Origin of the sequence: Streptomyces sp. DSM 41931, assembly GCF_050271085.1 — a bacterium.
GTDB lineage: Bacteria > Actinomycetota > Actinomycetes > Streptomycetales > Streptomycetaceae > Streptomyces > Streptomyces albogriseolus.
The window spans coordinates 6,513,943-6,534,569 of sequence record NZ_CP189902.1; the positions used below are offsets into that span (position 1 = coordinate 6,513,943).

Below are 20,627 nucleotides of genomic sequence, written 5' to 3' on the forward strand. Positions count from 1 at the left end.
CGCTGCCGAGGAGCCTCGGGCGGCAGGCAGCGAGCCGGCTTCCGGGGCGGTCGACCGGCTGGTGGCCAAAGGGGCCGTGTTCCATGAACCAGAGTGCTGTCGGTGCCCGACAGGCCAGCGGTGCGTGGACGCACGTCGTCCGTATGTACAGAGCAGTATCCCGATTGCCTGATGGTTCATCAGGCAAGTCAGGATCCAGTCAGCATGAGTCGCCGGGCCTTCCCGAGGGACTTCCTGTACGGGCGTCGGTCACGGCGCGAAAGCCCAGGCAGGAAGCCCTCTCCCCTGACCGGAGCGATGTTCCTCACAACATCGAACGGGGGTGTCGGTGTAAAGTCGAGAGCGCCTTTGACCTGCACAAAGCAGGCAGGGAGCCGACTTCCAGGAGTCCAACGTGCTGCGCACCATGTTCAAGTCCAAGATCCATCGTGCCACCGTCACCCAGGCCGACCTGCACTACGTGGGATCCGTGACGATCGACGCGGACCTGCTCGACGCCGCCGATCTGCTGCCCGGCGAGCTCGTGCACATCGTCGACATCACCAACGGCGCCCGGCTCGAGACGTACGTCATCGAGGGGGAGCGCGGGTCCGGTGTGGTCGGCATCAACGGGGCCGCCGCCCACCTCGTGCACCCGGGCGATCTCGTGATCGTCATCAGCTACGCCCAGGTGACCGACGCCGAGGCGCGGGCACTCGAACCACGCGTCGTCCATGTGGACGCCGGCAACCGTATCGTCGCCCTCGGCGCCGATCCGTCCGAGCCGGTCCCCGGGTCGGACCAGGAGCGCAGCCCGCAGGCCGTGGCCACGGCCTGACCGGCGTCGGGGCGGCAACCGAGGAACAGGGGAGTGACGGGCATGGACGGTGTCGAGATCCGCGACGACCGGGATGCGGGACGGCTCGAGGCGGTCGCGGGCGGTGAGGTCCTCGGGCGGATCGAGTACTTCGTCCTCGACGACCCCGCGCACGCGCTCGTCCCCATGCACACCGTCGTCGAGCCGGCCCACGAGGGCAAGGGCATCGCCGGCTCCCTCGCCCGCGAGCTCTACGCCCTCGCCGCCCGCGAGGGCACCGTCGTCGCGCCGCTGTGTCCGTACGTCGTCCGGTGGGCCGCGCGGCATCCGGAGGAGGCTCCTTCTGCTGATCCGGACGTGCTGCGCGCGGCCAAGCGGTGGCTCGCGGAGCATCCCGAGCGGTTCTGATCGGGGTGCGCCGGGCGGGCCCGGACGGGAGGTCGTCCCTTCCGTGCGCCGCCCGGCCGTCACCCCGTCACGCGGCCGGGTGACTGGGGGCGGGAGCGCCGGGTAGGCGGGGGAGTAGTCCAGAGCCCACGTCGACCGACCGGCCGGAGGACACGCATCATGACGAACCCGTACCCGGATCCCGTCCCGCCGGGTCCCACGCCCGGGCCCGCTCCGGGGCCGGATCCCGCACAGCCGCCGCCCCCCGAACCGGGGCCTGCCCCTGAGCCGCCGCCGGGGCCCGAGCCCGTGCCGCAGCCGCCTGGGCCACAGCCCCCTGGGCCGGGGCCCAACCCGCCGCAGCCGGGGCCGCCCGAGCCGTCGCCGTCGCCGATTCCTCCGGGGCCGGAGCCGGTGCCCAATCCGGAGCCGGGGCCTCCGCTCAGCTGAGGTTCCACGGGTGCGGGGCGGTGGGGGCTGGTCGCGCAGTTCCCCGCGCCCCTTTGGGTGTGGCAGCCCGGGTCCCTGATGGGGAGCCCGGGCTGCCGCTTGCCTGGGAGTTGCGCGGGTGCGGGCCGGTGGGGGCTGGTCGCGCCGTTCCTCGCGCCCCTTTGGGTGTGGCAGCCCCGGTCCTTGATGGGGAGCCCGGGCTGCGGCTTGCCTGGGAGTTGCGCGGGTGCGGGCCGGTGGGGGTTCGTCGCGCAGTTCCCCGCGCCCCTTTGGGTGTGGCGGCCCGGCGCGCGCCGTCTACGCCGGGGCCTCCGACCTGTCCCCGCCCCACAGCGTGTGGAACGAGCCGTCCCGGTCGACGCGGCGGTACGTGTGCGCGCCGAAGTAGTCCCGCTGGCCCTGGGTCAGCGCCGCCGGGAGCCGTTCCGCGCGCAGGGCGTCGTAGTAGGCGAGCGCCGCCGCGAAGCCGGGGGTCGGGACGCCCTGGCGGGTCGCCGCGATCAGGACCTCGCGCCAGTCGTCCTGGGCCTCCGCGATCTCCCGCGCGAACGTCTCGTCCGACAGCAGGCTCGGCAGGTCCCCCCGCGTGTCGTACGCGGCCCGGATGCGGTCCAGGAACGCCGCGCGGATGATGCATCCGCCGCGCCAGATCGCGGACACCGCGCCGAGGTCGATGTCCCAGCCGTACTCCTGGCTGCCCGCGGCGATCTCGTGGAAGCCCTGGGTGTACGACACGATCTTCGACGCGTACAGCGCCTGCTCCACCCGGTCGGCGAACGCCGACGCCTCCGCCTCGCTCATCGGCGTCGGCTTCGGGCCCGCCAGTCCCTGCGAGGCCTCCCGCAGCGCCGCGTGACCCGACAGGGAGCGGGCGAACACCGCCTCCGCGATGCCCGACACCGGCACGCCGAGGTCCAGGGCGATCTGCACGGTCCAGCGGCCCGTGCCCTTCTGCTCCGCCTGGTCCACCACCACGTCGACGAACGGCTTGCCCGTCGCCGCGTCCACGTGCGACAGCACCTCGGCGGTGATCTCGATCAGGTACGAGTCCAGCCGGCCCGTGTTCCAGGTGCGGAAGATGTCCGCGATCTGCGCGGGGGAGTACCCGGCGACGTCGCGCAGCAGCTGGTACGCCTCACCGATCAGCTGCATGTCCGCGTACTCGATGCCGTTGTGCACCATCTTGACGAAGTGGCCGGCGCCGTCCGGGCCCACATGCGTGACGCACGGCGAGCCGTCCTTCGCCTTCGCGGAGATCTTCTCCAGCATCGGGCCCAGCGAGTCGTACGACTCCTGCGGGCCGCCCGGCATGATGCTCGGGCCGAGCAGCGCGCCCTCCTCGCCGCCGGACACGCCCATGCCGACGAAGTGGATGCCCTGCTCACGCAGCGTCCGCTCCCGGCGGCGGGTGTCCGCGAAGTGCGCGTTGCCACCGTCGATGATCATGTCGCCGGGCTCCAGCAGCGGGGCGAACTCCTCGATGACCGCGTCCGTCGGCTCCCCGGCCTTCACCATCACGACCAGCCGCCGCGGCCGTTCCAGCGCCGCCACGAACTCCTTGGCCGTCTCGGCCGCCACGAAGCTCCCCTCGTGCCCGAACTCCTCCACCAGCGCGTGCGTCCGGGCCGCGGTCCGGTTGTGCACCGCGACCGTGTAGCCGTTGCGGGCGAAATTGCGGGCGAGGTTGCGGCCCATGACCGCGAGCCCGGTGACGCCGATCTGCGCTGAACTGCTCATACAGGTGCTCCTGGTGACCTCGGTATCGGTGCCGCCGGGTGCCGGTGCTGCCGGGTGGACGCCCGCCGGTCCTGACATCGACCATCCTTGCGTGCCGCACTCGCGTGCGCATGCGCGGGTCCCCGGGACCCGCGCAGGCACATACGCGCGAAGGTGCCCTCCGTACTCAGCGTTCCGGCCGGTCACCTGCGGCCCGCCCGTCCCGGTGCGGCCGGCCGCCCCCTCCGCGCTCCGGTCCGGCGCACGCCCTCGCACGCTCCCGCGCCCGGCGCCAGGCGCCCGCGCACGCCCACGCCCGGCAGCAGACAGGGGCGCAACGGGCGTATCTTCCACGCCATTTGGCGCATCCGTGCGGCTGATAGCCGCCTTGTCACGGCCTGTTCGCAGCGCTTACTTTTGCCCCTCCTGACGCATTGTCGAGGGGGATTCCATGGCCGTGCGCGGCCGGCACCGCCGGTATCAGCCGAACAGAATCAACCGGGCCTCACTCACCGTCACCGTCGGCGGGGCGGGCATGGCCCTCCCGCTCATGGGCGCCGGACCGGCGCAGGCCGCCGACGTGGCGACCTGGGAGAAGGTCGCCGCCTGCGAGTCCACCGGAAACTGGGACATCAACACCGGCAACGGCTACTACGGCGGACTGCAGTTCAGCCAGTCCACCTGGGAGGCGTTCGGCGGCACCCGGTACGCGCCCCGAGCGGATCTGGCCACCCAGGACCAGCAGATCGCGGTCGCCGAGAAGGTCCTCGACGGACAGGGCCCCGGCGCCTGGCCGACCTGTTCGGTACGCGCAGGACTGACCCGCGACGGCGCCGGTCCGGACATCCGCCCCGCCGGAGACAGGACCCAACGCGACGACCGCCGCACCACCGTCGAGGACGTACGGCCCCACACCACCCCTCAGGCCCGCGCCGGCCGCGCCGAGATGTACACCGTGGTCCGCGGCGACACCCTCTCCGGCATCGCCGAGCAGGAACGTGTCCGCGGCGGCTGGCAGGGGCTCTACGAGGCCAACAGGTCCACCATCGGCGCCGACCCCGACCTCATCCTGCCGGGCCAGCGCCTCAAGCTCACCGCCGGAACCGCCGGAACCGCCGGTACGGCCAAGTCGCCCGCCAAGCCGTCCGCCCCGTCGCCGGAACCGTCGGGCAAGAAGGCCGCCGCTCCCAAGAGCGAGAACAAGGAGACGGAAAAGAAGGCCGAGAGAAAGACCGAGAAGAAGGCCGAGAAGCGGACCCAGGAGCGGGCGGACCGCTCCAGTTCGTCCTCCTCGGCCTCCTCCTCCGGCGCCCAGCGCGTCGCACCGGTCAGCGCCGCCCTCGGCACCCCGTACCACAAGGCCGGATCGTCCTGGTCCAAGGGCTACCACACCGGCGTGGACTTCCCCGTCCCCACCGGCACGCCCGTGAAGTCGGTCGGCGCCGGCACCGTGGTGGCCGCGGGCTGGGAGGGGTCGTTCGGCTACCAGGTCGTGGTGCGGCACACCGACGGCCGGTACAGCCAGTACGCCCATCTGTCGGCGATCTCCGTCAGGAACGGCCAGTCCGTCGGCGCGGGCCAGCGCATCGGGCGGTCCGGTTCCACGGGCAACAGTTCGGGCCCGCATCTGCACTTCGAGGTGCGGACGGGGCCCGGATTCGGGTCGGACGTCGACCCGGTCGCCTACCTGCGCGCCGGCGGCGTCACGATCTGATGCGGGCGAGGTGCCGGTCGGCCGCCGGCAGCGGCACGTACGGGCCGCCGTAGAAGGGCGCGTACGGCATGACCGGCACCGCCACCGGGTCCACCGCGTCCGGCCCGGCGGCCGCCGCGGGCACGGCGGCCGGCGACGTGACGACCTCCGGCAGCGTGACGTCCTCCGGCACCGTCAGCTCCGCCAGCAGCAGCTCGGCGGCGGCGTCCTCCGCCTTCCGCCCGGCCGCGACGGGTGCGGGCACGGACGCCGCCGCCTCCACCCGGACAGCCTTGGCGGCGCCCTCCCGCGCCAGCCGCTCCGTCGTCAGCAGGATCAGGCCGCCCGCCGCCACCACGCCGCAGCTCAGCGCCAGCGCCGTGCCCGTCGTGCCGTAACGGAAGGTCTCTCCGAACATCGTGATGCCGACCGCGGCCGCCACCACCGGGTTCACCACCGTGAGCGTCGCCAGCGGGGCCGCGAGGCCCGCGCCCCGGTAGGAGGCCTGGGACAGCAGCATGCCCGCCGTCGCCAGCACGCCGATCACCGCGAGGGACGGCAGGTCGCCCGCCGACACCCCGCCCGTCCAGTCCACCGCGACCGTCTTGGTGAAGACCGAGGACATGCCGAACGCGACACCGGACGCCGTCGCCAGGAGGATGCTGCGCACCGCCGGGTGCCGGTGCACGGCGCGCGCCGCGACCATCAGCGACACGACCGCCGCCGCCGTGCCCACGGCCGCCGCGACCCGCTGCGGGCCGTCCAGCGACTGCGCGCCCGAGGTGCCGACCAGCGCCAGCAGACCCGCGAGACCCACCGTCGCCATCAAGGCGCCCCGCCAGGCGGTCGCCCCCGCCTTGCGGCCGACGAACAGCGCGGCCATCGGCAGCGCGAACACGATCGTCAGGGCGCCCAGCGGCTGGACCAGGCTCAGCGGGCCGTAGGCCAGCGCCACCACGTGCAGGAGCGCGCCCAGACCGTTCAGCGCGACCGCCGCCCACCAGGCCGACCGGCGCAGCGGGGCGTACTGCCGCGCGCCCGACGAGGACAGCGCCACCTGCTCCTGCACGATCGCGCCCCCGGCGTACGCCACGGCGGACACGAACGAGAGGAGCACGGACAACGCGAGGGCGCTCATCGGCTGCTCCTCTGCGTGAGGCGAGGGCGGTCTGCCCGGCGCGGCGAACGGTCGGCTTCCATGTCCAACACGATGCCGTGTCAGGGTGTTCCCCGTCGTCGTCCCTGAGCACCCTCTGCGTCCTACTGCCGATGGAGTACGGGGACGCCCCTGTCATCCCCTGGGTGGGCGCCGCGAGGCCGAGGCCCCTGACAACCACCCCTGAGAGACTTGGTACTCCTGTACGTCGTGGACCTCGACCCGCGCCTCACCGCCCTCCGTGACCTCGGTGGCTTCTTCGCCCTGCGCGCGGGGGAGGACGCCGACCGTCACCTACCCACGCTCGCCCAGGCATACGGCCCCCGCCGCCAGGATGTTCAGCATGTGCCCCCGAGCGCCTCCCCCCGGACAGACCTCCGGACCGACGACCCCCTGACCGTCCGCGTGCGCCGGGTGGCCGCCGCCCTGCGCACCCGGGAGCCCCGCGTCGCCGCCTCCGTGGCGCATCAGGGTCTGGCCGCGCGCCTGTGGTCCGTGGCCCTCGGCTGCGCCGCGCTGTACGGGGCCGTCCCCGACCTGTCCCCGGGCGCGCTCCGCTGGGACCCGGAGGGGAGCGCCCCCGACGACCTGTGGCTCGCCGAGGTACGGCCCCTGCCCGGCGACGCGGCCTCCCTCGCCGGCATCGTCCTGCACGGCCACCTCGAACCCCTCTCCGCCGCCCTGCGCGCCCGTCACCGCGTCGCGCCCGCCCTCCTGCGCGGCAACGCCGCCTCCGCCCTCGTGGCGGCCGCCCGCGAGATCACCCGTCACGCCCACCCCGACGCCGCCGCCCGCGCCGTCCGGCTGTCCCGCGACCTCCTCGCCCACCCCGCCCTCGCCGGCGCCGGCACCCTCACCGCCACCGTCTTCCGCCGCCGCAGCTGTTGCCTGTACTACCGCGTCCCCGGCGGAGGCGTCTGCGGCGACTGCTGCTTCGTACGGCCGCCCCGCTCTTCCCCGCGCGCCCCGTCTGCGTGACCATGGGAGGGACGGCCGCGCAGACAGGGGGTTCAGGTGCGAGTGGGACTGCTGACCCGGGAGTACCCCCCGGACGTGTACGGCGGCGCGGGGGTCCATGTGGAGTTCCTGGCCCGGGAGCTGCGGTCCCTGGTGGACCTGGAGGTGCACTGCTGGGGCGAGGGCCGCGCCGACGGCGTGCTGCGCCACCGCTCCTGGTCCGCGCTCGACGGCGCCAACGACGTCCTGCGCACCTTCTCCGTGGACCTCGCCATGGCCGCCGCCCTCCAGGGCCGCGAACTGGTCCACTCCCACACCTGGTACGCCAACCTCGGCGGGCACCTCGCCAAGCTGCTGTACGGGATCCCTCACGTGGTGACCGCCCACTCCCTGGAGCCCTTGCGCCCCTGGAAGGCCGAGCAGCTCGGCGGCGGCTACGCCCTGTCGAGCTGGGCGGAGCGCACCGCCTACGAGGCCGCCGACGCGGTGATCGCCGTGTCCGGAGCCATGCGCGACGACATCCTGGACTGCTACCCGGCCCTCGACCCGGCCAGGGTGCACGTCGTCCACAACGGCATCGACACGTCCCTCTACCGCCCCGACCCCGGCACCGACGCCCTGGACCGCATCGGCCTCGACCGCTCCCGGCCGTACGTGCTGTTCGTCGGCCGGATCACCCGGCAGAAGGGCGTGCCCCATCTGCTGCGGGCGGTGCGGGGCGTCGACCCGGCCGCGCAGGTGGTGCTGTGCGCGGGCGCCCCGGACACCCCGGAGATCGACCGGGAGTTCCGCGAGCTGTACGAGGAGCTGAGCCGGGTCCGCGAGGGCGTGCACTGGATCCCGCAGATGCTGCCCCGGCCCGAGGTGATCCAACTGCTGACGCACGCGACCGTGTTCGCCTGCCCCTCGGTGTACGAACCGCTCGGCATCGTCAACCTGGAGGCGATGGCGTGCGGCACCGCCGTGGTCGCCTCCCGGGTCGGGGGCATCCCGGAGGTCGTGGACCACGGCAGGACCGGGCTGCTGGTGGACGTGGACGACGACTTCGAGGCGGGACTCACCCGGGCGCTGGACTCGGTGCTCGGCGACCCGGACACGGCGCGGACCATGGGCGAGGCGGGACGGGAGCGCGCGGTGACGGAGTTCGGCTGGGACGCGGTGGCACGCCGCACGGCCGGGTTGTACGAAGAGATCCTCCGGCAGGACTGAAGCGGCCCGTCCGGGGCAGTCATGGGAAAACTCGGCGTGAGGAGACGGGCATGCGTCGTGGAGGTCCTTCGGTGCTGGGAATCGTGCTCGCGGGCGGCGAGGGCAAGCGCCTGATGCCCCTCACGGCGGACCGCGCCAAACCGGCGGTCACCTTCGGCGGCACGTACAGACTCGTCGACTTCGTGCTGTCCAACCTGGTGAACGGCGACATCCTGCGGATCTGCGTGCTCACGCAGTACAAGTCGCACTCGCTGGACCGGCACATCACCACCACCTGGCGGATGTCCAGCCTGCTCGGCAACTACGTCACCCCGGTCCCCGCGCAGCAGCGCCTCGGCCCGCGCTGGTACCTGGGCAGCGCCGACGCCATCCTCCAGTCGCTGAACCTGATCTACGACGAGCGCCCGGAGTACGTGGCGGTGTTCGGAGCCGACCATGTGTACCGCATGGACCCGCGCCAGATGCTCGGCCAGCACATCGAGAGCGGCGCCGGCGTCACCGTGGCCGGGATCCGGGTGCCGCGCGCGGAGTCGCCCTCGTTCGGCGTGATCGCCCCGGGCTCCGACGGACTCACCGTGGAACGCTTCCTGGAGAAGCCGGCCGACCCGCCCGGCCTGGCCGACGACCCCGACTGCGTGTTCGCCTCCATGGGCAACTACATCTTCACCACCAAGGCGCTCGTCGAGGCGCTCCAGCGGGACGCCGAGGACGAGAACTCGGTGCACGACATGGGCGGTTCGATCCTGCCGCAGCTCACCGAGCGGGGTGAGGCCCACCTGTACGACTTCAGCACCAACCACGTGCCGGGGGAGACCAGCCGCGACCAGGGCTACTGGAGGGACGTCGGCACGCTCGACGCGTACTACGACGCCCACATGGACCTGATCGCCGAGCGCCCCGCGTTCAACCTCTACAACCGCCAGTGGCCCGTCTACACCCACTCCGGGCAGCTCTCGCCGGCCCGGTTCAACGCGGGAGGCATCGCGAGCGAGTCCATCGTCAGCGCCGGCTGCCTGATCCGGGGACAGGTGACACGGTCCGTGCTGTCGCCGGGCGTGGTCGTCGACCCGGGCGCGGTGGTGCAGGGGTCGGTCCTGCACGACAACGTGCACATCGGGCGGGGCGCGGTGGTGCGCGGGGCGGTGCTGGACAAGAACGTCCAGGTGCCGCCGGGCGCGACGATCGGCGTCAACCCGGAGCGCGACGCGGAGCTGTACACGGTCTCCAAGGGCGGCGTGATCGCCCTGGGGAAGGGGCAGTTGGTGCCGTAGCGCCTATCAGGGAGGCCCCGGTCGTACGGGACGACCGGGGTCTTTGTCATGTCCCTGGACTGATGGCGGAATCCGTGTTGTTATGCCAAGTGCTGTTCTTTGACAACGTTGTACGGGACTGACAACGCACAGAACAGAACATGCACCTGCACAGCGAGAGCCGTCACTTCCTCACCGACGGAGGATCCGTGCGCATCAGACGACTCAGGAACCGCTTCGCCCTCCTCCTGGCCACCGCGCTGGGCGTCACCGGCCTCACCGCGACCGGGCCCGCTTCGGCCGCCGCGGAGGACGACCCCGTGGAGATCCACGGGCTGAAGGGCGAGTACTGGACCCACTCCGCCCCCGGCGCCTTCGACTTCCACGAACTCAAGGCCGTCGCCTTCGACCCGCACCTCGACTTCGACAACCTGGAGCCGCGCCTGAGCCTCACCACCGGCCGGGCGGACGACGTCAGCGTCCGCTGGACCGGCAAGATCGTGCCGGAGACCACCGGCGCCCACACCTTCTCGGTCAGCTCGGACAACGGCTTCCGCCTGTGGGTCGACGGCGCCCTCGTCATCGACCACTGGACCGACGACTGGGACAACGAGCAGACCTCCGAGCCGGTCCAGCTCACCGCGGGACGCGCCCACGACATCAAGGTCGAGTACTTCGAGCACTACGGCGGCTCCAACTTCCACCTGCGCTGGACCCCGCCCGGCGGCGCCAAGGAAGCGGTGCCCCGGTCGGCGTTCCGCCTCCCGGACGGCTTCGACTACGACGGCGCCCTCGGCGCCACCGTCCTCGCGTCCGGACGCACCCTCAAGCTCGACTTCCCGGAGCCGCTCGCCACACCGCCCGCCGGCTTCACCGACCACCTCAACGCGGTGATCGGCGGCGCCCCCTGGCCGCTCACCTCGGCGGCACCCGACCCGGCCGACCCGAGGGCGCTGCTCGTCACCCTCGCCGAACCCGTCGTCGGCAACAAGACCGGCACCGCCCGCGGCAGCGCCGACGTCCGGTACGACGGCCAGGGCGGTCTGAAGGCCGCCGACGGCGACCCCGTGGACGCCTTCCTCACCAGCGGACCCAACCGCTCCACCCACGAACTGCGCACCCGCTGGGCCGACGAGGTGGGCCCCGGCAACGCCCATCCCGAGTACCCGCGCCCCCAGCTCACCCGCCCCGCCTGGCAGAACCTCAACGGCCGCTGGCAGTTCGCCGCCGCCGAGGAGGGCGAGCGCCCGCCCGTGGGCCGCACGCTGGAGGAACGCATCCTGGTGCCGTACCCGGTGGAGTCCCAGCTCTCCGGGATCCAGCGGCACGAGGACCGCATGTGGTACCGCCGCACCTTCACCGTCCCGCGTGACTGGCACATCGGCTCCGGCAAGCGGCTGCGCCTCAACTTCCAGGCGGTCGACTGGCGCGCCGAGGTCTACGTCAACGGCACCAAGGTCACCGCGCACGAGGGCGGCTACGACAAGTTCTCCGTCGACGTCACCGACGCGCTCGAGCGGAGCGGCCCCCAGGAGCTGATCGTCGGCGTCTACGACCCGACCGACGCCGCCGACGGCGAGAACCCGCCCATGGGCAAGCAGCGCCTCGACCCGAGCGGCATCTGGTACACGCCCAGCTCCGGCATCTGGCAGACGGTCTGGATGGAGCCCGTCGCCCGCGATCACGTGGACTCCCTCAAGCTGATCCCCGACGTGGCCGGCGAACGGCTCACCGTCGAGGCGAAGGGCGTCCGCGCGGGACTGCCGGTCACGGCCACCGCGTACGACGGACGGCGCAAGGTCGCCACGGCCACCGGCCGCACCGGACAGCCGCTCACCCTGAAGATCAACAATCCGCGCCTGTGGTCGCCCGACGACCCCTTCCTGTACGACCTGAGGGTCAGCGTCGGCGCCGACCGCGTGAACAGCTACTTCGGCATGCGCTCCATCGCCGTCGAGAAGATCGACGGTGTGCCGCGCACGGTCCTCAACGGGAAACCGGTCTTCCTGATGGCCACCCTCGACCAGGGATTCTGGCCCGACGGCCTGCACACCGCGCCCACCGACGAGGCCCTCGCCCACGACCTGAAGGCGCACAAGCAGCTCGGCTTCAACTCGGTGCGCAAGCACATCAAGGTCGAACCCGACCGCTGGTTCCACTGGGCCGACCGCCTCGGACTGCTGGTGTGGCAGGACATGCCCTCCATGCGGGACGCCCGCACCCCCGACGCCGAGGCCCGCGCCCGCTACGAGCGCGAGATGAAGGAGATGATCGACGAGCACATCAGCAGCCCGTCGATCGTCATGTGGGTCACCTTCAACGAGGGCTGGGGCCAGTACGACGTCGGCCGGATCGCCGCGCAGGCCAAGTCCTGGGACCCCAGCCGGCTGGTCAACAACCAGTCCGGACTCAACCTGGGCGCCGACGGCGGCACCGGCGACATCATGGACGAGCACGGCTACCCGAGCCCCGCCCTGCCGCCCCGGCCCGACGGTGAACGCGCCCTGGTCAGCGGCGAGTACGGCGGTCTCGGCCTCGCGGTGCCCGGCCACGCCTGGCCCGTGCAGCAGTCGTACGTCGACGTCGACCCGGCGACCTACACCGACGACTACCTCACCAAGCTCGACGAGGTACGGGCGCTGGTGTGCCGGGGCGGCAACGGCGCCGTCTACACCCAGATCTCCGACGTGGAGGGTGAGCTCAACGGTCTGCTCACCTACGACCGGCGGGTGATGAAGCCCGACGTGGAGCGGGTGCGGGCCGCGCAGCAGGACCTGATCCGGGACGCCTCCCGGGCCCGGCCCGCGGGCTGCCCCGCCACGGAGTGACGGACCGCTGAGCGGGGCCTCCGCCCGTCCGGGTGGCGTGCGTCCGGGTGGCGTGCGCCACCCCGCCGGACGGCCGGGACACCCCGCGGGCCCCGCACATCACGACGTCTCCGCCCCTTCTGCCGTAGCAGCAGAGGGGGTGGAGACGTCCTATGCTGTTAACTATGGGTAGCCAGATCGTACTTGACCGTAATCGGCCGGGAGCGATTGACTGCTGATCCGTTTCCGTCGTCGATGCGAGGCCCCCGCCCATGACCGCAGACCCGCTCGCTCCCCTCGACCTGGCCTTCTGGAACCTCGAGTCCGCCGGTCACCCCATGCACCTCGCGGCGCTCGGCGTCTTCACGGCCGGCTCGCCCTCCGCGGCCGCCCACGCCGCGGACCTGCTCGCCGCGCGGTCGGCCGCCGTGCCCGGGCTGCGCATGCGCATCCGCGACACCTGGCAGCCACTCGGACTGCGGCGCCCGCTCTCGGCGCTGCGCCGCCCCTGGCCCGCCCCCGGCGAACCGCTCACGGCCGCGCTGGGCCGCCCGCTCACCTCCGTCGTACGCCGCTCGCTCGCCTTCGGCGGCGCCGCCCGCGAGCCCGACCCCGGCTTCGACCCGCTGAACCACGTCCGGCTGCACCCGCCCGTCGCCGACTTCCACACCGCCGCGGGCGACCTGATGGGACGCCCCCTGGAGCGCGTCCGTCCGCCCTGGGAGGCGCACGTGCTGCCGGAGGAGGGCGGCGCCCGCTTCGCCGTCCTGTTCAAGTTCCACCACGCCCTCGCCGACGGACTGCGCGCCCTCACCCTCGCCGCCGCGCTGATGGATCCCATGGACCTGCCCACCCCCCGGCCCAGGCCCGCCGAGCCGCCCCGCGGGGTCGTGCCGGACGTCCGCGAGGTGCCCGGCATGGTGCGCGACGCCCTCGCCGAGGCCGGCCGGGCCCTGGACATCGGCGCCGCCGTCGCCCGGTCCACCCTCGACATGCGCTCCTCGCCCGCCCTCACCTGCGCGCCCAGCGGCACCCGCCGCACCGCCGGCGTGGTCGTCGACCTCGACGACGTGCACCTCATCCGCAAGAGCGCCGGCGGCACCGTCAACGACGTCCTCATCGCGGTCGTCGCCGGCGCGCTGCGCCGCTGGCTCGACGAGCGCGGCGACGGCAGCGACGGCGTCGCCCCGCGCGCCCTCGTCCCCGTCTCCCGGCGCCGCCCCCGCACCGCCCACCCACAGGGCAACCGGCTCTCCGGGTACCTGATGCGGCTCCCGGTCGACGAGAAGGACCCGGTCACCCGGCTGACCAGGGTCCGCACCGCCATGGACCGCAACAAGGAGGCGGGCCCGCACCGCGGCGCGGGCGCGGTGGCGCTGCTCGCCGAGCACGTGCCGCCGCTCGGCCACCGGCTCGGCGGGCCGCTGCTCGGGCAGGCGGCCCGGCTCTGGTTCGACGTCCTGGTCACCAGCGTGCCGCTGCCCGGCTTCGGCCTGCGCCTCGGCGGCGACCCGCTCGGCGCCGTGTTCCCGCTCGCGCCGCTCGCCCCCGGCCACTCCCTCGCGGTCGCGGTCTCCACCTACCGGGGACGCGTCCACTACGGGCTGGTGGCCGACGGCGCGGCCGTCGAGGACCTCGACCTGCTCGCCCGCGCGGTGACCGAGGAGGTGACGGCACTCACCGTGGCCTGCGATCACTGAGCGCAGCGGTTTGGTGCTGCGGCCCGGCGCTCCGTAAAATCCCCCGTTCGACAGCGGACGCGAACGGAGCGCCGCGAGAACCGAAGCGGGAACGGCAGCGGCGATGACGGTGACACAGGACGGACCCGGGACCACGGACGAGGTGGCGCACGGGCCCGGCATCGACCCGGAGCGGCTGGCCGTCTGCCTGAGCGTGCTCGAGGAACTCGACAAGCTGGACGTGGACCACCCGGACGCGATCGCGGTCCGCCGGGCCACCTCGCACATCTACCGCACGGTCAAGCAGCGCCGCCGCCAGGAGCGCCGGGCCGCCAAGACCGCGCACGACAAGGCGGTCACCGAGGCCACCGCCACCGGCTCCGCCCAGCGCATCGACGACGAGACCGAGGGCATCCTGCCCTCCTCCCGCGTCGAGCAGGGCCGCATCGCGGGGATACTCCAGCGCCCCCGCTCCTGCTACGTGTGCAAGACCCGGTACACCGAGGTCGACTACTTCTACCACCAGCTCTGCCCGAAGTGCGCCGACGAGAACCGGTCCCGCCGCGAGGCCCGCGCCGACCTCGGCGGCAAGCGGGCGCTGCTCACCGGCGGCCGCGCCAAGATCGGCATGTACATCGCGCTGCGGCTGCTGCGCGACGGCGCCCACACCACCATCACCACGCGTTTCCCGAAGGACGCCATCCGCCGTTTCAAGGCGATGGACGACTCCGCTGACTGGATCCACCGCCTGGAGGTCGTCGGCATCGACCTGCGCGACCCCGGCCAGGTGGTCGCGCTCGCCGACCAGGTCACGGAGCAGGGCCCGCTGGACATCCTGATCAACAACGCCACCCAGACGGTGCGCCGGCTGCCCTCCGCCTACGCCGCGCTCGTCGAGGGCGAGAGCGCCCCGCTGCCGGCCGGCGAGCTGCCCGCCCACCACGTCATCGGCGCGTTCAACTCCGGTGCGGTGGACGGTCTGACCGCGCTGCCCGCCGGGACGAGCAACCTGGACGCGCAGGCGGTGGCCGACCTCGCCCTGGTCGCGGGCAACGCCAGCGTGGAGCGGCACCGGGACGGCACCGCCATCGACGCGGGCGGCCTGCTGCCCGACGTCGTCGACTCCAACACCTGGGTGCAGACCATCGAGCAGATCTCCCCGGTGGAGCTGCTGGAGACCCAGCTCTGCAACTACACGGCGCCGTTCATCCTGATCAGCAAGGTGCGCCCGGCGATGGCCGAGGCGGCCCGCCGCGCGTCGTCGAACCGCGCCTACGTGGTCAACGTGTCCGCGATGGAGGGCGTGTTCGCCCGCGGCTACAAGGGCGCCGGACACCCCAACACCAACGCGGCCAAGGCGGCCATGAACATGGTGACGCGGACCAGCGCGCAGGAGATGTTCGAGTCCGACCGGATCCTGATGACCTCGGTCGACACCGGCTGGATCACCGACGAGCGTCCGCACTTCGACAAGCTGCGCCTCGCCGAGGAGGGCTTCCACGCCCCGCTCGACCTGGTCGACGGCGCGGCCCGCGTCTACGACCCGATCGTGCGCGGCGAGGCGGGCGAGGACCTGTACGGCGTCTTCCTGAAGGACTACGCGCCCGGCCGCTGGTGACACCCGAGGACGGCCGGGGGTGCGCGAACCACGCCCCGGCCGTCCGGACTTGTCCGGTACATCGGGACGCGCGTACTCCGATCGAGTGAGCTACGGTGCGCATTCTGTCACGACATGCCCGTATATAGCGCCTGATGATGGGCGATCCGTCATGTGATTGTTACAGCCAGTTTGCAGCCCCATCGAGCAGGGGGCCGCTCATTTGGTTAATCTGAGGCGGACGGACAGCAACAAGGGTCCTACCCGCACCCACGATCCGTCATGGGACTGCCGGTCCACCACGGCCTGCTCTCCCCTCGAACGACCGGCGCCACCGCGTCCGAACGGCATGGGACACAGACCCGCTCGGGCGTCGGACGCCGGCCACGGGGCCGACGCGGAACGTTCCGAGGGTGACCGACACATAAGGAGTGCGCGGTGACACCGGAGCAGACGAAACTCGAACAGCGCCCCGACGAACGCACGGAGCGTTCCGGCCGGCGGCCGGGGGAGCTGGGATTCCTCGACGTGTGGGCCCGCTCGGCCCCCATCCGCCTCGCCGGGTACGAGGAGGACCTCGCGGAGCCGCACATCCTCCCCAGCGTCGACTGACACACGTCACCCCGCACCACCCGGGCGTGCCAGACTTGCGTCCATGCTGATCAGGGAAGCGCGCCCCGACGACTGGCCGCGCATCTGGCCGTTCTGGCACCGCATCGTCGCGGCGGGCGAGACCTACACCTGGGACCCGGGCACCTCCGAGGAGGATGCCCGGGCCCTGTGGATGAGCCCCGCGAAGCGGGTGTACGTCGTCGAGGACGACGGGACCGTCGTCGCCTCCGCCTATCTCACCCCCAACTACGGCGGCCCCGCCGCGGACATCGCCAACGCGGGCTTCATGGTCGACCCCGACCGGGCGGGCCGGGGGACCGGACGGCTGCTGGCCGAGCACGTGCTGGCCGCGGCGCGCGACGCCGGGTACCGGGGCATGGTGTTCAACGCCGTCGTCGAGACCAACCCCGCCGTGAAGCTGTGGAGTTCGCTGGGCTTCACCGTGCTGGGCACGGTCCCGGACGCCTTCGACCACCCCCGGCACGGCCGGGTCGGGCTGCACATCATGTACCGGCCGCTCTGACCGGCCGCGGGCTCAGGTGCGGACGTACGGCCGGGTCATGATCTCCATGTTGTGGCCGTCCGGGTCCTCGAAGTAGGCGCCCCTGCCGCCGAACAGCGTGTTCACGCGGCCCGGTTCGGTGTGCCGCGGGTCGGCGTAGTACGTCACCCCGGCCTCCTCCAGGCGCGCGATCATCGCGTCGAACCGCTCCTCGGGCACCAGGAACGCGTAGTGCTGGGACTGCACGGGCTCGTCGCGCAGCTCGTAGTAGTCCAGGGTCACGCCGTTGCCCAGGTCGACCGGCAGGAACGGACCGAACGGCGCCCCCACCTCCAGACCCAGGATCCCGGCGAGGAACTCGGCGGAGCGTCTGCGGTCACGGGCGTAGACGACGGTGTGGTTCAACTCTATGTGCGGCGCTGCGGACATGGTGGTCTCCCGTCTCCGGTGTCGGTGTGCCGTTCCCCGCCGGCGGAAGCACGGCGGGCGGATGGAACGACCGACGACGGAGGCGCTCGCGCCCGCCCCGGACTCACTCCGGGGCCGGGAGCGCCTTTTCTGAAAGGCCCAAGGCCGACCCGGCAGTCACCCGCCCGACTTTAGTTCGCGGGCGCGGGGCGGGGCAACGGGGTACGGCGCGAGGCCGGCTCCTCGGCCTTCGCCTTCCGGGAGGCGCCCGCCGGCGCGTTACGGTTCGAGGGAACCGCGGGAGGGGAGTTGTACCGGGGGTCCCGCCTCGCGGGCGGGACCCCGTACGGCAGCGAACCGGCCACAATCATGGAGCGCCGCATGCATGACGACCGCACCCTGGTCGAAGCCCGTCTGAGGCGGGTCCTCGACGAGCGCATCCGACCCGCCGTGTACCCGGAGTCCGTGCCCTTGGAGGTGGCGGTGTGGCACGCGCCGGGGGAACCGGTCCCGGTCGCCGAGGGACTGGCCGCCGACGTCGAGCCGATCACCGTCGGCTCCCGCTGGGGCGCGCCCTGGGGCACCAGCTGGTTCCGGGTGACCGGCACCGTCCCCGAGGCGTGGGCCGGCCGCACCGTCGAGGCGATCCTCGACCTCGGCTTCGACGAGAACATGCCCGGCTTCCAGTGCGAAGGGCTGGTCTACCGTCCGGACGGCACCCCCGTGAAGGGCCTCAACCCGCGCAACCAGTGGGTGCGGATCGGCGCTCCCGTCCAGGGCGGGGAGGAGGTGCGCCTGCACGTCGAGGCCGCCTCCAACCCCGTCGTCATGGACTACCGCCCCTTCACACCGACCCCGCTCGGCGACCTGGAGACCGCGGGCAGAGACCCCCAGTACACCCTGGCCCGCATGGATCTCGCCGTCCTCGACGAGACCGTGTGGCACCTGGTGACCGACCTCGAGGTGCTCGGCGAGCTGATGGCCGAACTGCCCGTCGACTCCCCCCGCCGCTGGGAGATCCTCCGCGCCGTCGAGCGCGCCCTGGACGCCGTCGACCTCCAGGACGTGGGCGGCACGGCCGAGCGCGCCCGTTCACGCCTCACCGACGTGCTGGCCGTGCCCGCCGTGCCGTCCGCGCACCGCATCAGCGCCGTCGGGCACGCGCACATCGACTCCGCCTGGCTGTGGCCGCTGCGCGAGACCGTGCGCAAGGTCGCCCGCACCGCCGCCAACATGACCGCACTCCTCGACGACGAGCCCGACTTCGTCTTCGCCATGTCGCAGGCCCAGCAGTGGGCGTGGGTGAAGGAGCACCGCCCCGAGGTGTGGGCGCGGGTGAAGAAGGCCGTGGCGGAAGGACGCTTCGTGCCGGCCGGCGGCATGTGGGTGGAGTCCGACACCAACATGCCCGGCTCCGAGGCCATGGCCCGGCAGTTCGTGCACGGCAAGCGGTTCTTCCTCGACGAGTTCGGCGTCGAGAACGACGAGGCCTGGCTGCCGGACACCTTCGGTTTCGCCGCCGGACTGCCCCAGATCATCAAGGCCGCCGGCTCCAGGTACCTGCTCACGCAGAAGATCTCCTGGTCCCGCACCAACAGCTTCCCGCACCACACCTTCCGCTGGGAGGGCATCGACGGCACCCGGATCTTCACCCACTTCCCGCCCGTCGACACCTACAACTGCTCCATGCGCGGCGCAGAGATCGCCCACGCCGTGCGCAACTTCAAGGACAAGGGCGCCGCCCGGCACTCCCTCGCGCCCACCGGCTGGGGCGACGGTGGCGGCGGCACCACCCGCGAGATGGTCGCCAAGGCCGCCCGGCTGCGCGACCTCGAGGGCTCGGCCACGGTCACCTGGGAGACCCCGTCCGCCTTCTTCGCCAAGGCCGAGGCGGAGAACCCCGAACCGCCCGTCTGGGTCGGCGAGTTGTACCTCGAACTCCACCGCGCCACGCTCACCAGCCAGGCCGGCACCAAACAGGGCAACCGGCGCAGCGAACATCTGCTCCGGGAGGCCGAGCTGTGGGCGGCCACGGCCGCCGTGCGCACCGGCTTCCCCTACCCGTACGCCGACCTGGACCGGATCTGGAAGACGGTGCTGCTGCACCAGTTCCACGACATCCTGCCCGGCTCCTCCATCGCCTGGGTGCACCGCGAGGCCCGCGCCACCTACGCCCGGGTCGCCGACGAGCTGGGCGGCATCATCGACGCCGCCCAGCGCGCCCTGGCCGGCGAGGGCAGCGTGCCGCTGCTCTTCAACGCGGCCCCGCACACCCGCTCCGGCGTCCCGGCGGGCGGCGCGCGCCCGGCCGAGATGTCCGGACGCACCACGCGCGCGGAGCGCCCCGACGGCGGACACGTCCTGGACAACGGCCTGCTCCGGGTCGGCGTCGACGCCCGGGGCCTGGTCGACTCGGCACTCGACCTCGCCGCCGGCCGCGAGACGATCGCCCCCGGCCGCACCGGCAATCTGCTGCAACTGCACCAGGACCTGCCGAACATGTGGGACGCCTGGGACGTCGACGAGTTCTACCGCAACACCGTCACCGACCTCACCGACGCGGACGAGGTCACCCCCGGCGACGACGGCGTCACGGTGAGGGTCGTCCGCACCTTCGGCGCCTCCCGCGTGACACAGGTGCTGTCGCTGCCGCCGGGGGAGAAGCGCCTGGTGGTGGACACCGAGGTCGACTGGCACGAGACGGAGAAGTTCCTGAAGCTCGCCTTCCCCCTGGACCTGCACACCGACCGCTACGCCTCCGAGACGCAGTTCGGGCACTTCTTCCGGCCCACCCACACCAACACCTCCTGGGAGGCGGCCAAGTTCGAGGCGTGCAACCACCGCTTCGTCCACCTCCAGGAACCCGACTGGGGCGTCGCGGTCGTCAACGACGGCACGTACGGCCACGACGTGACGCGCGCGGTCCGCGGCGACGGCGGCACGACCACCACCGTCCGCGTCTCCCTGCTGCGCGCCCCGCGCTTCCCCGACCCCGAGACCGACCAGGGGGTGCACCGCTTCCGGCACGCCCTGGTGCCCGGGGCGTCGATCGGGGACGCGGTGCGCGAGGGCTGGCGCGTCAACCTGCCCGAGCGGCGGCTCCACGGCGCCGGCGAGGTGGCGCCGCTGGTGACCGTCGACCGGGACTCCGTGGTGGTCACGGCGGTCAAACTGGCCGACGACGGGAGCGGCGACGTGGTGGTCCGCTTCCACGAGGCACACGGCGCCCGCGCCCGCGCCACGCTCACCGCCGGCTTCCCGGTCGCCGGCGTGGAGGTGACCGACCTGCTGGAACGCCCCCTCGCGGACACGGCCCCGCCCGCCGTCGACGACGGACGGATCACCGTACGGCTGCGGCCCTTCGAGCTGATGACGCTGCGGCTGAAGCGGGCGTGACCACGACAAGGA

15 protein-coding genes are annotated in these 20,627 nt (G+C 72.7%); 12 read left to right on the forward strand and 3 right to left on the reverse strand.

Going from position 1 to position 20,627, the window contains the following annotated elements; translation table 11 throughout:
• Positions 1-394: 394 nt before the first annotated feature.
• Both panD and ACP7TJ_RS29810 read left to right on the forward strand, forming a co-directional pair.
• Positions 395-817: an aspartate 1-decarboxylase gene (panD, locus tag ACP7TJ_RS29805; RefSeq protein WP_093765680.1), complete on the forward strand. Its 423-nt coding sequence runs from the start codon at positions 395-397 to the stop codon at positions 815-817.
• Between the two features lie 42 nt (positions 818-859).
• Positions 860-1,204, forward strand: a complete 345-nt coding sequence (locus ACP7TJ_RS29810; protein WP_266550954.1) for a GNAT family N-acetyltransferase — start codon at positions 860-862, stop codon at positions 1,202-1,204.
• A 726-nt stretch (positions 1,205-1,930) separates the two neighbouring features.
• On the opposite strand, the gene gndA is transcribed toward ACP7TJ_RS29810, so the two are convergent.
• Positions 1,931-3,370, reverse strand: a complete 1,440-nt coding sequence (gndA, locus tag ACP7TJ_RS29815; RefSeq protein ID WP_189911770.1) for an NADP-dependent phosphogluconate dehydrogenase — start codon at positions 3,368-3,370, stop codon at positions 1,931-1,933.
• Between the two features lie 430 nt (positions 3,371-3,800).
• On the opposite strand from gndA, the gene ACP7TJ_RS29820 reads away from it, so the two are divergent.
• A complete protein-coding gene (locus ACP7TJ_RS29820) occupies positions 3,801-5,063 on the forward strand; it encodes a transglycosylase family protein (RefSeq protein ID WP_427766686.1) in 1,263 nt (420 codons plus the stop codon).
• On the opposite strand, the gene ACP7TJ_RS29825 is transcribed toward ACP7TJ_RS29820, so the two are convergent.
• The gene (locus tag ACP7TJ_RS29825) at positions 5,053-6,180 is read right to left on the reverse strand and encodes a DMT family transporter (protein WP_380881381.1); all 1,128 of its coding nucleotides are present in this window, start codon (positions 6,178-6,180) and stop codon (positions 5,053-5,055) included. The two genes, ACP7TJ_RS29820 and ACP7TJ_RS29825, sit on opposite strands and share 11 nt — an antisense overlap.
• 210 nt (positions 6,181-6,390) lie before the next feature.
• Here ACP7TJ_RS29825 and ACP7TJ_RS29830 point away from each other — a divergent pair, with 210 nt between their 5' ends.
• The 8 genes from ACP7TJ_RS29830 to ACP7TJ_RS29865 all read left to right on the forward strand — a co-directional run bounded on the left by ACP7TJ_RS29830 (position 6,391) and on the right by ACP7TJ_RS29865 (position 16,832).
• A complete protein-coding gene (locus ACP7TJ_RS29830; protein WP_370166338.1) occupies positions 6,391-7,176 on the forward strand; it encodes a (2Fe-2S)-binding protein in 786 nt (261 codons plus the stop codon).
• A gap of 36 nt (positions 7,177-7,212) precedes the next feature.
• Complete coding sequence (gene glgA / locus ACP7TJ_RS29835) at positions 7,213-8,364, forward strand: glycogen synthase (protein WP_367534609.1); 1,152 nt, start codon at positions 7,213-7,215, stop codon at positions 8,362-8,364.
• 50 nt (positions 8,365-8,414) lie between these two features.
• Complete coding sequence (gene glgC / locus ACP7TJ_RS29840) at positions 8,415-9,635, forward strand: glucose-1-phosphate adenylyltransferase (protein WP_427766691.1); 1,221 nt, start codon at positions 8,415-8,417, stop codon at positions 9,633-9,635.
• A 188-nt stretch (positions 9,636-9,823) separates the two neighbouring features.
• Positions 9,824-12,442, forward strand: coding sequence for a PA14 domain-containing protein (locus tag ACP7TJ_RS29845; RefSeq protein ID WP_427767523.1), 2,619 nt, complete (start codon positions 9,824-9,826; stop codon positions 12,440-12,442).
• A 251-nt stretch (positions 12,443-12,693) separates the two neighbouring features.
• Positions 12,694-14,121 (forward strand): wax ester/triacylglycerol synthase family O-acyltransferase, encoded by a 1,428-nt coding sequence (locus tag ACP7TJ_RS29850; RefSeq protein WP_167743941.1) that lies wholly within the window; start codon positions 12,694-12,696, stop codon positions 14,119-14,121.
• 103 nt (positions 14,122-14,224) lie between these two features.
• Entirely contained in the window at positions 14,225-15,718 is a 1,494-nt protein-coding gene (locus tag ACP7TJ_RS29855) for an SDR family NAD(P)-dependent oxidoreductase (RefSeq protein WP_376724379.1), read from the forward strand.
• A 417-nt stretch (positions 15,719-16,135) separates the two neighbouring features.
• Positions 16,136-16,309 carry a hypothetical protein gene (locus ACP7TJ_RS29860; protein ID WP_107308660.1) on the forward strand — a complete coding sequence of 58 codons (174 nt, stop codon included), beginning with the start codon at positions 16,136-16,138 and terminating at the stop codon, positions 16,307-16,309.
• 43 nt (positions 16,310-16,352) lie between these two features.
• On the forward strand, positions 16,353-16,832 hold the full coding sequence (locus ACP7TJ_RS29865) for a GNAT family N-acetyltransferase (protein WP_093765689.1): 480 nt from the start codon (positions 16,353-16,355) through the stop codon (positions 16,830-16,832).
• Between the two features lie 12 nt (positions 16,833-16,844).
• Here ACP7TJ_RS29865 and ACP7TJ_RS29870 read toward each other — a convergent pair whose 3' ends face one another.
• Positions 16,845-17,240 carry a VOC family protein gene (locus ACP7TJ_RS29870; protein WP_093765690.1) on the reverse strand — a complete coding sequence of 132 codons (396 nt, stop codon included), beginning with the start codon at positions 17,238-17,240 and terminating at the stop codon, positions 16,845-16,847.
• A 360-nt stretch (positions 17,241-17,600) separates the two neighbouring features.
• Between ACP7TJ_RS29870 and ACP7TJ_RS29875 the strand changes: the two genes are divergently transcribed.
• On the forward strand, positions 17,601-20,615 hold the full coding sequence (locus ACP7TJ_RS29875; protein ID WP_427766697.1) for an alpha-mannosidase: 3,015 nt from the start codon (positions 17,601-17,603) through the stop codon (positions 20,613-20,615).
• Positions 20,616-20,627: the final 12 nt, after the last annotated feature.

Bases quoted from the DNA above. Each gene is read 5' to 3' on its own strand.
- ACP7TJ_RS29825 (WP_380881381.1), bottom strand. From the start codon at position 6,180: ATGAGCGCCCTCGCGTTGTCCGTGCTCCTCTCGTTCGTGTCCGCCGTG.
- ACP7TJ_RS29865 (WP_093765689.1), top strand. From the start codon at position 16,353: ATGCTGATCAGGGAAGCGCGCCCCGACGACTGGCCGCGCATCTGGCCG.
- ACP7TJ_RS29875 (WP_427766697.1), top strand. From the start codon at position 17,601: ATGCATGACGACCGCACCCTGGTCGAAGCCCGTCTGAGGCGGGTCCTC.
- ACP7TJ_RS29810 (WP_266550954.1), top strand. From the start codon at position 860: ATGGACGGTGTCGAGATCCGCGACGACCGGGATGCGGGACGGCTCGAG.
- ACP7TJ_RS29855 (WP_376724379.1), top strand. From the start codon at position 14,225: ATGACGGTGACACAGGACGGACCCGGGACCACGGACGAGGTGGCGCAC.
- gndA (WP_189911770.1), bottom strand. From the start codon at position 3,370: ATGAGCAGTTCAGCGCAGATCGGCGTCACCGGGCTCGCGGTCATGGGC.
- ACP7TJ_RS29820 (WP_427766686.1), top strand. From the start codon at position 3,801: ATGGCCGTGCGCGGCCGGCACCGCCGGTATCAGCCGAACAGAATCAAC.
- ACP7TJ_RS29870 (WP_093765690.1), bottom strand. From the start codon at position 17,240: ATGTCCGCAGCGCCGCACATAGAGTTGAACCACACCGTCGTCTACGCC.
- ACP7TJ_RS29850 (WP_167743941.1), top strand. From the start codon at position 12,694: ATGACCGCAGACCCGCTCGCTCCCCTCGACCTGGCCTTCTGGAACCTC.
- glgC (WP_427766691.1), top strand. From the start codon at position 8,415: ATGCGTCGTGGAGGTCCTTCGGTGCTGGGAATCGTGCTCGCGGGCGGC.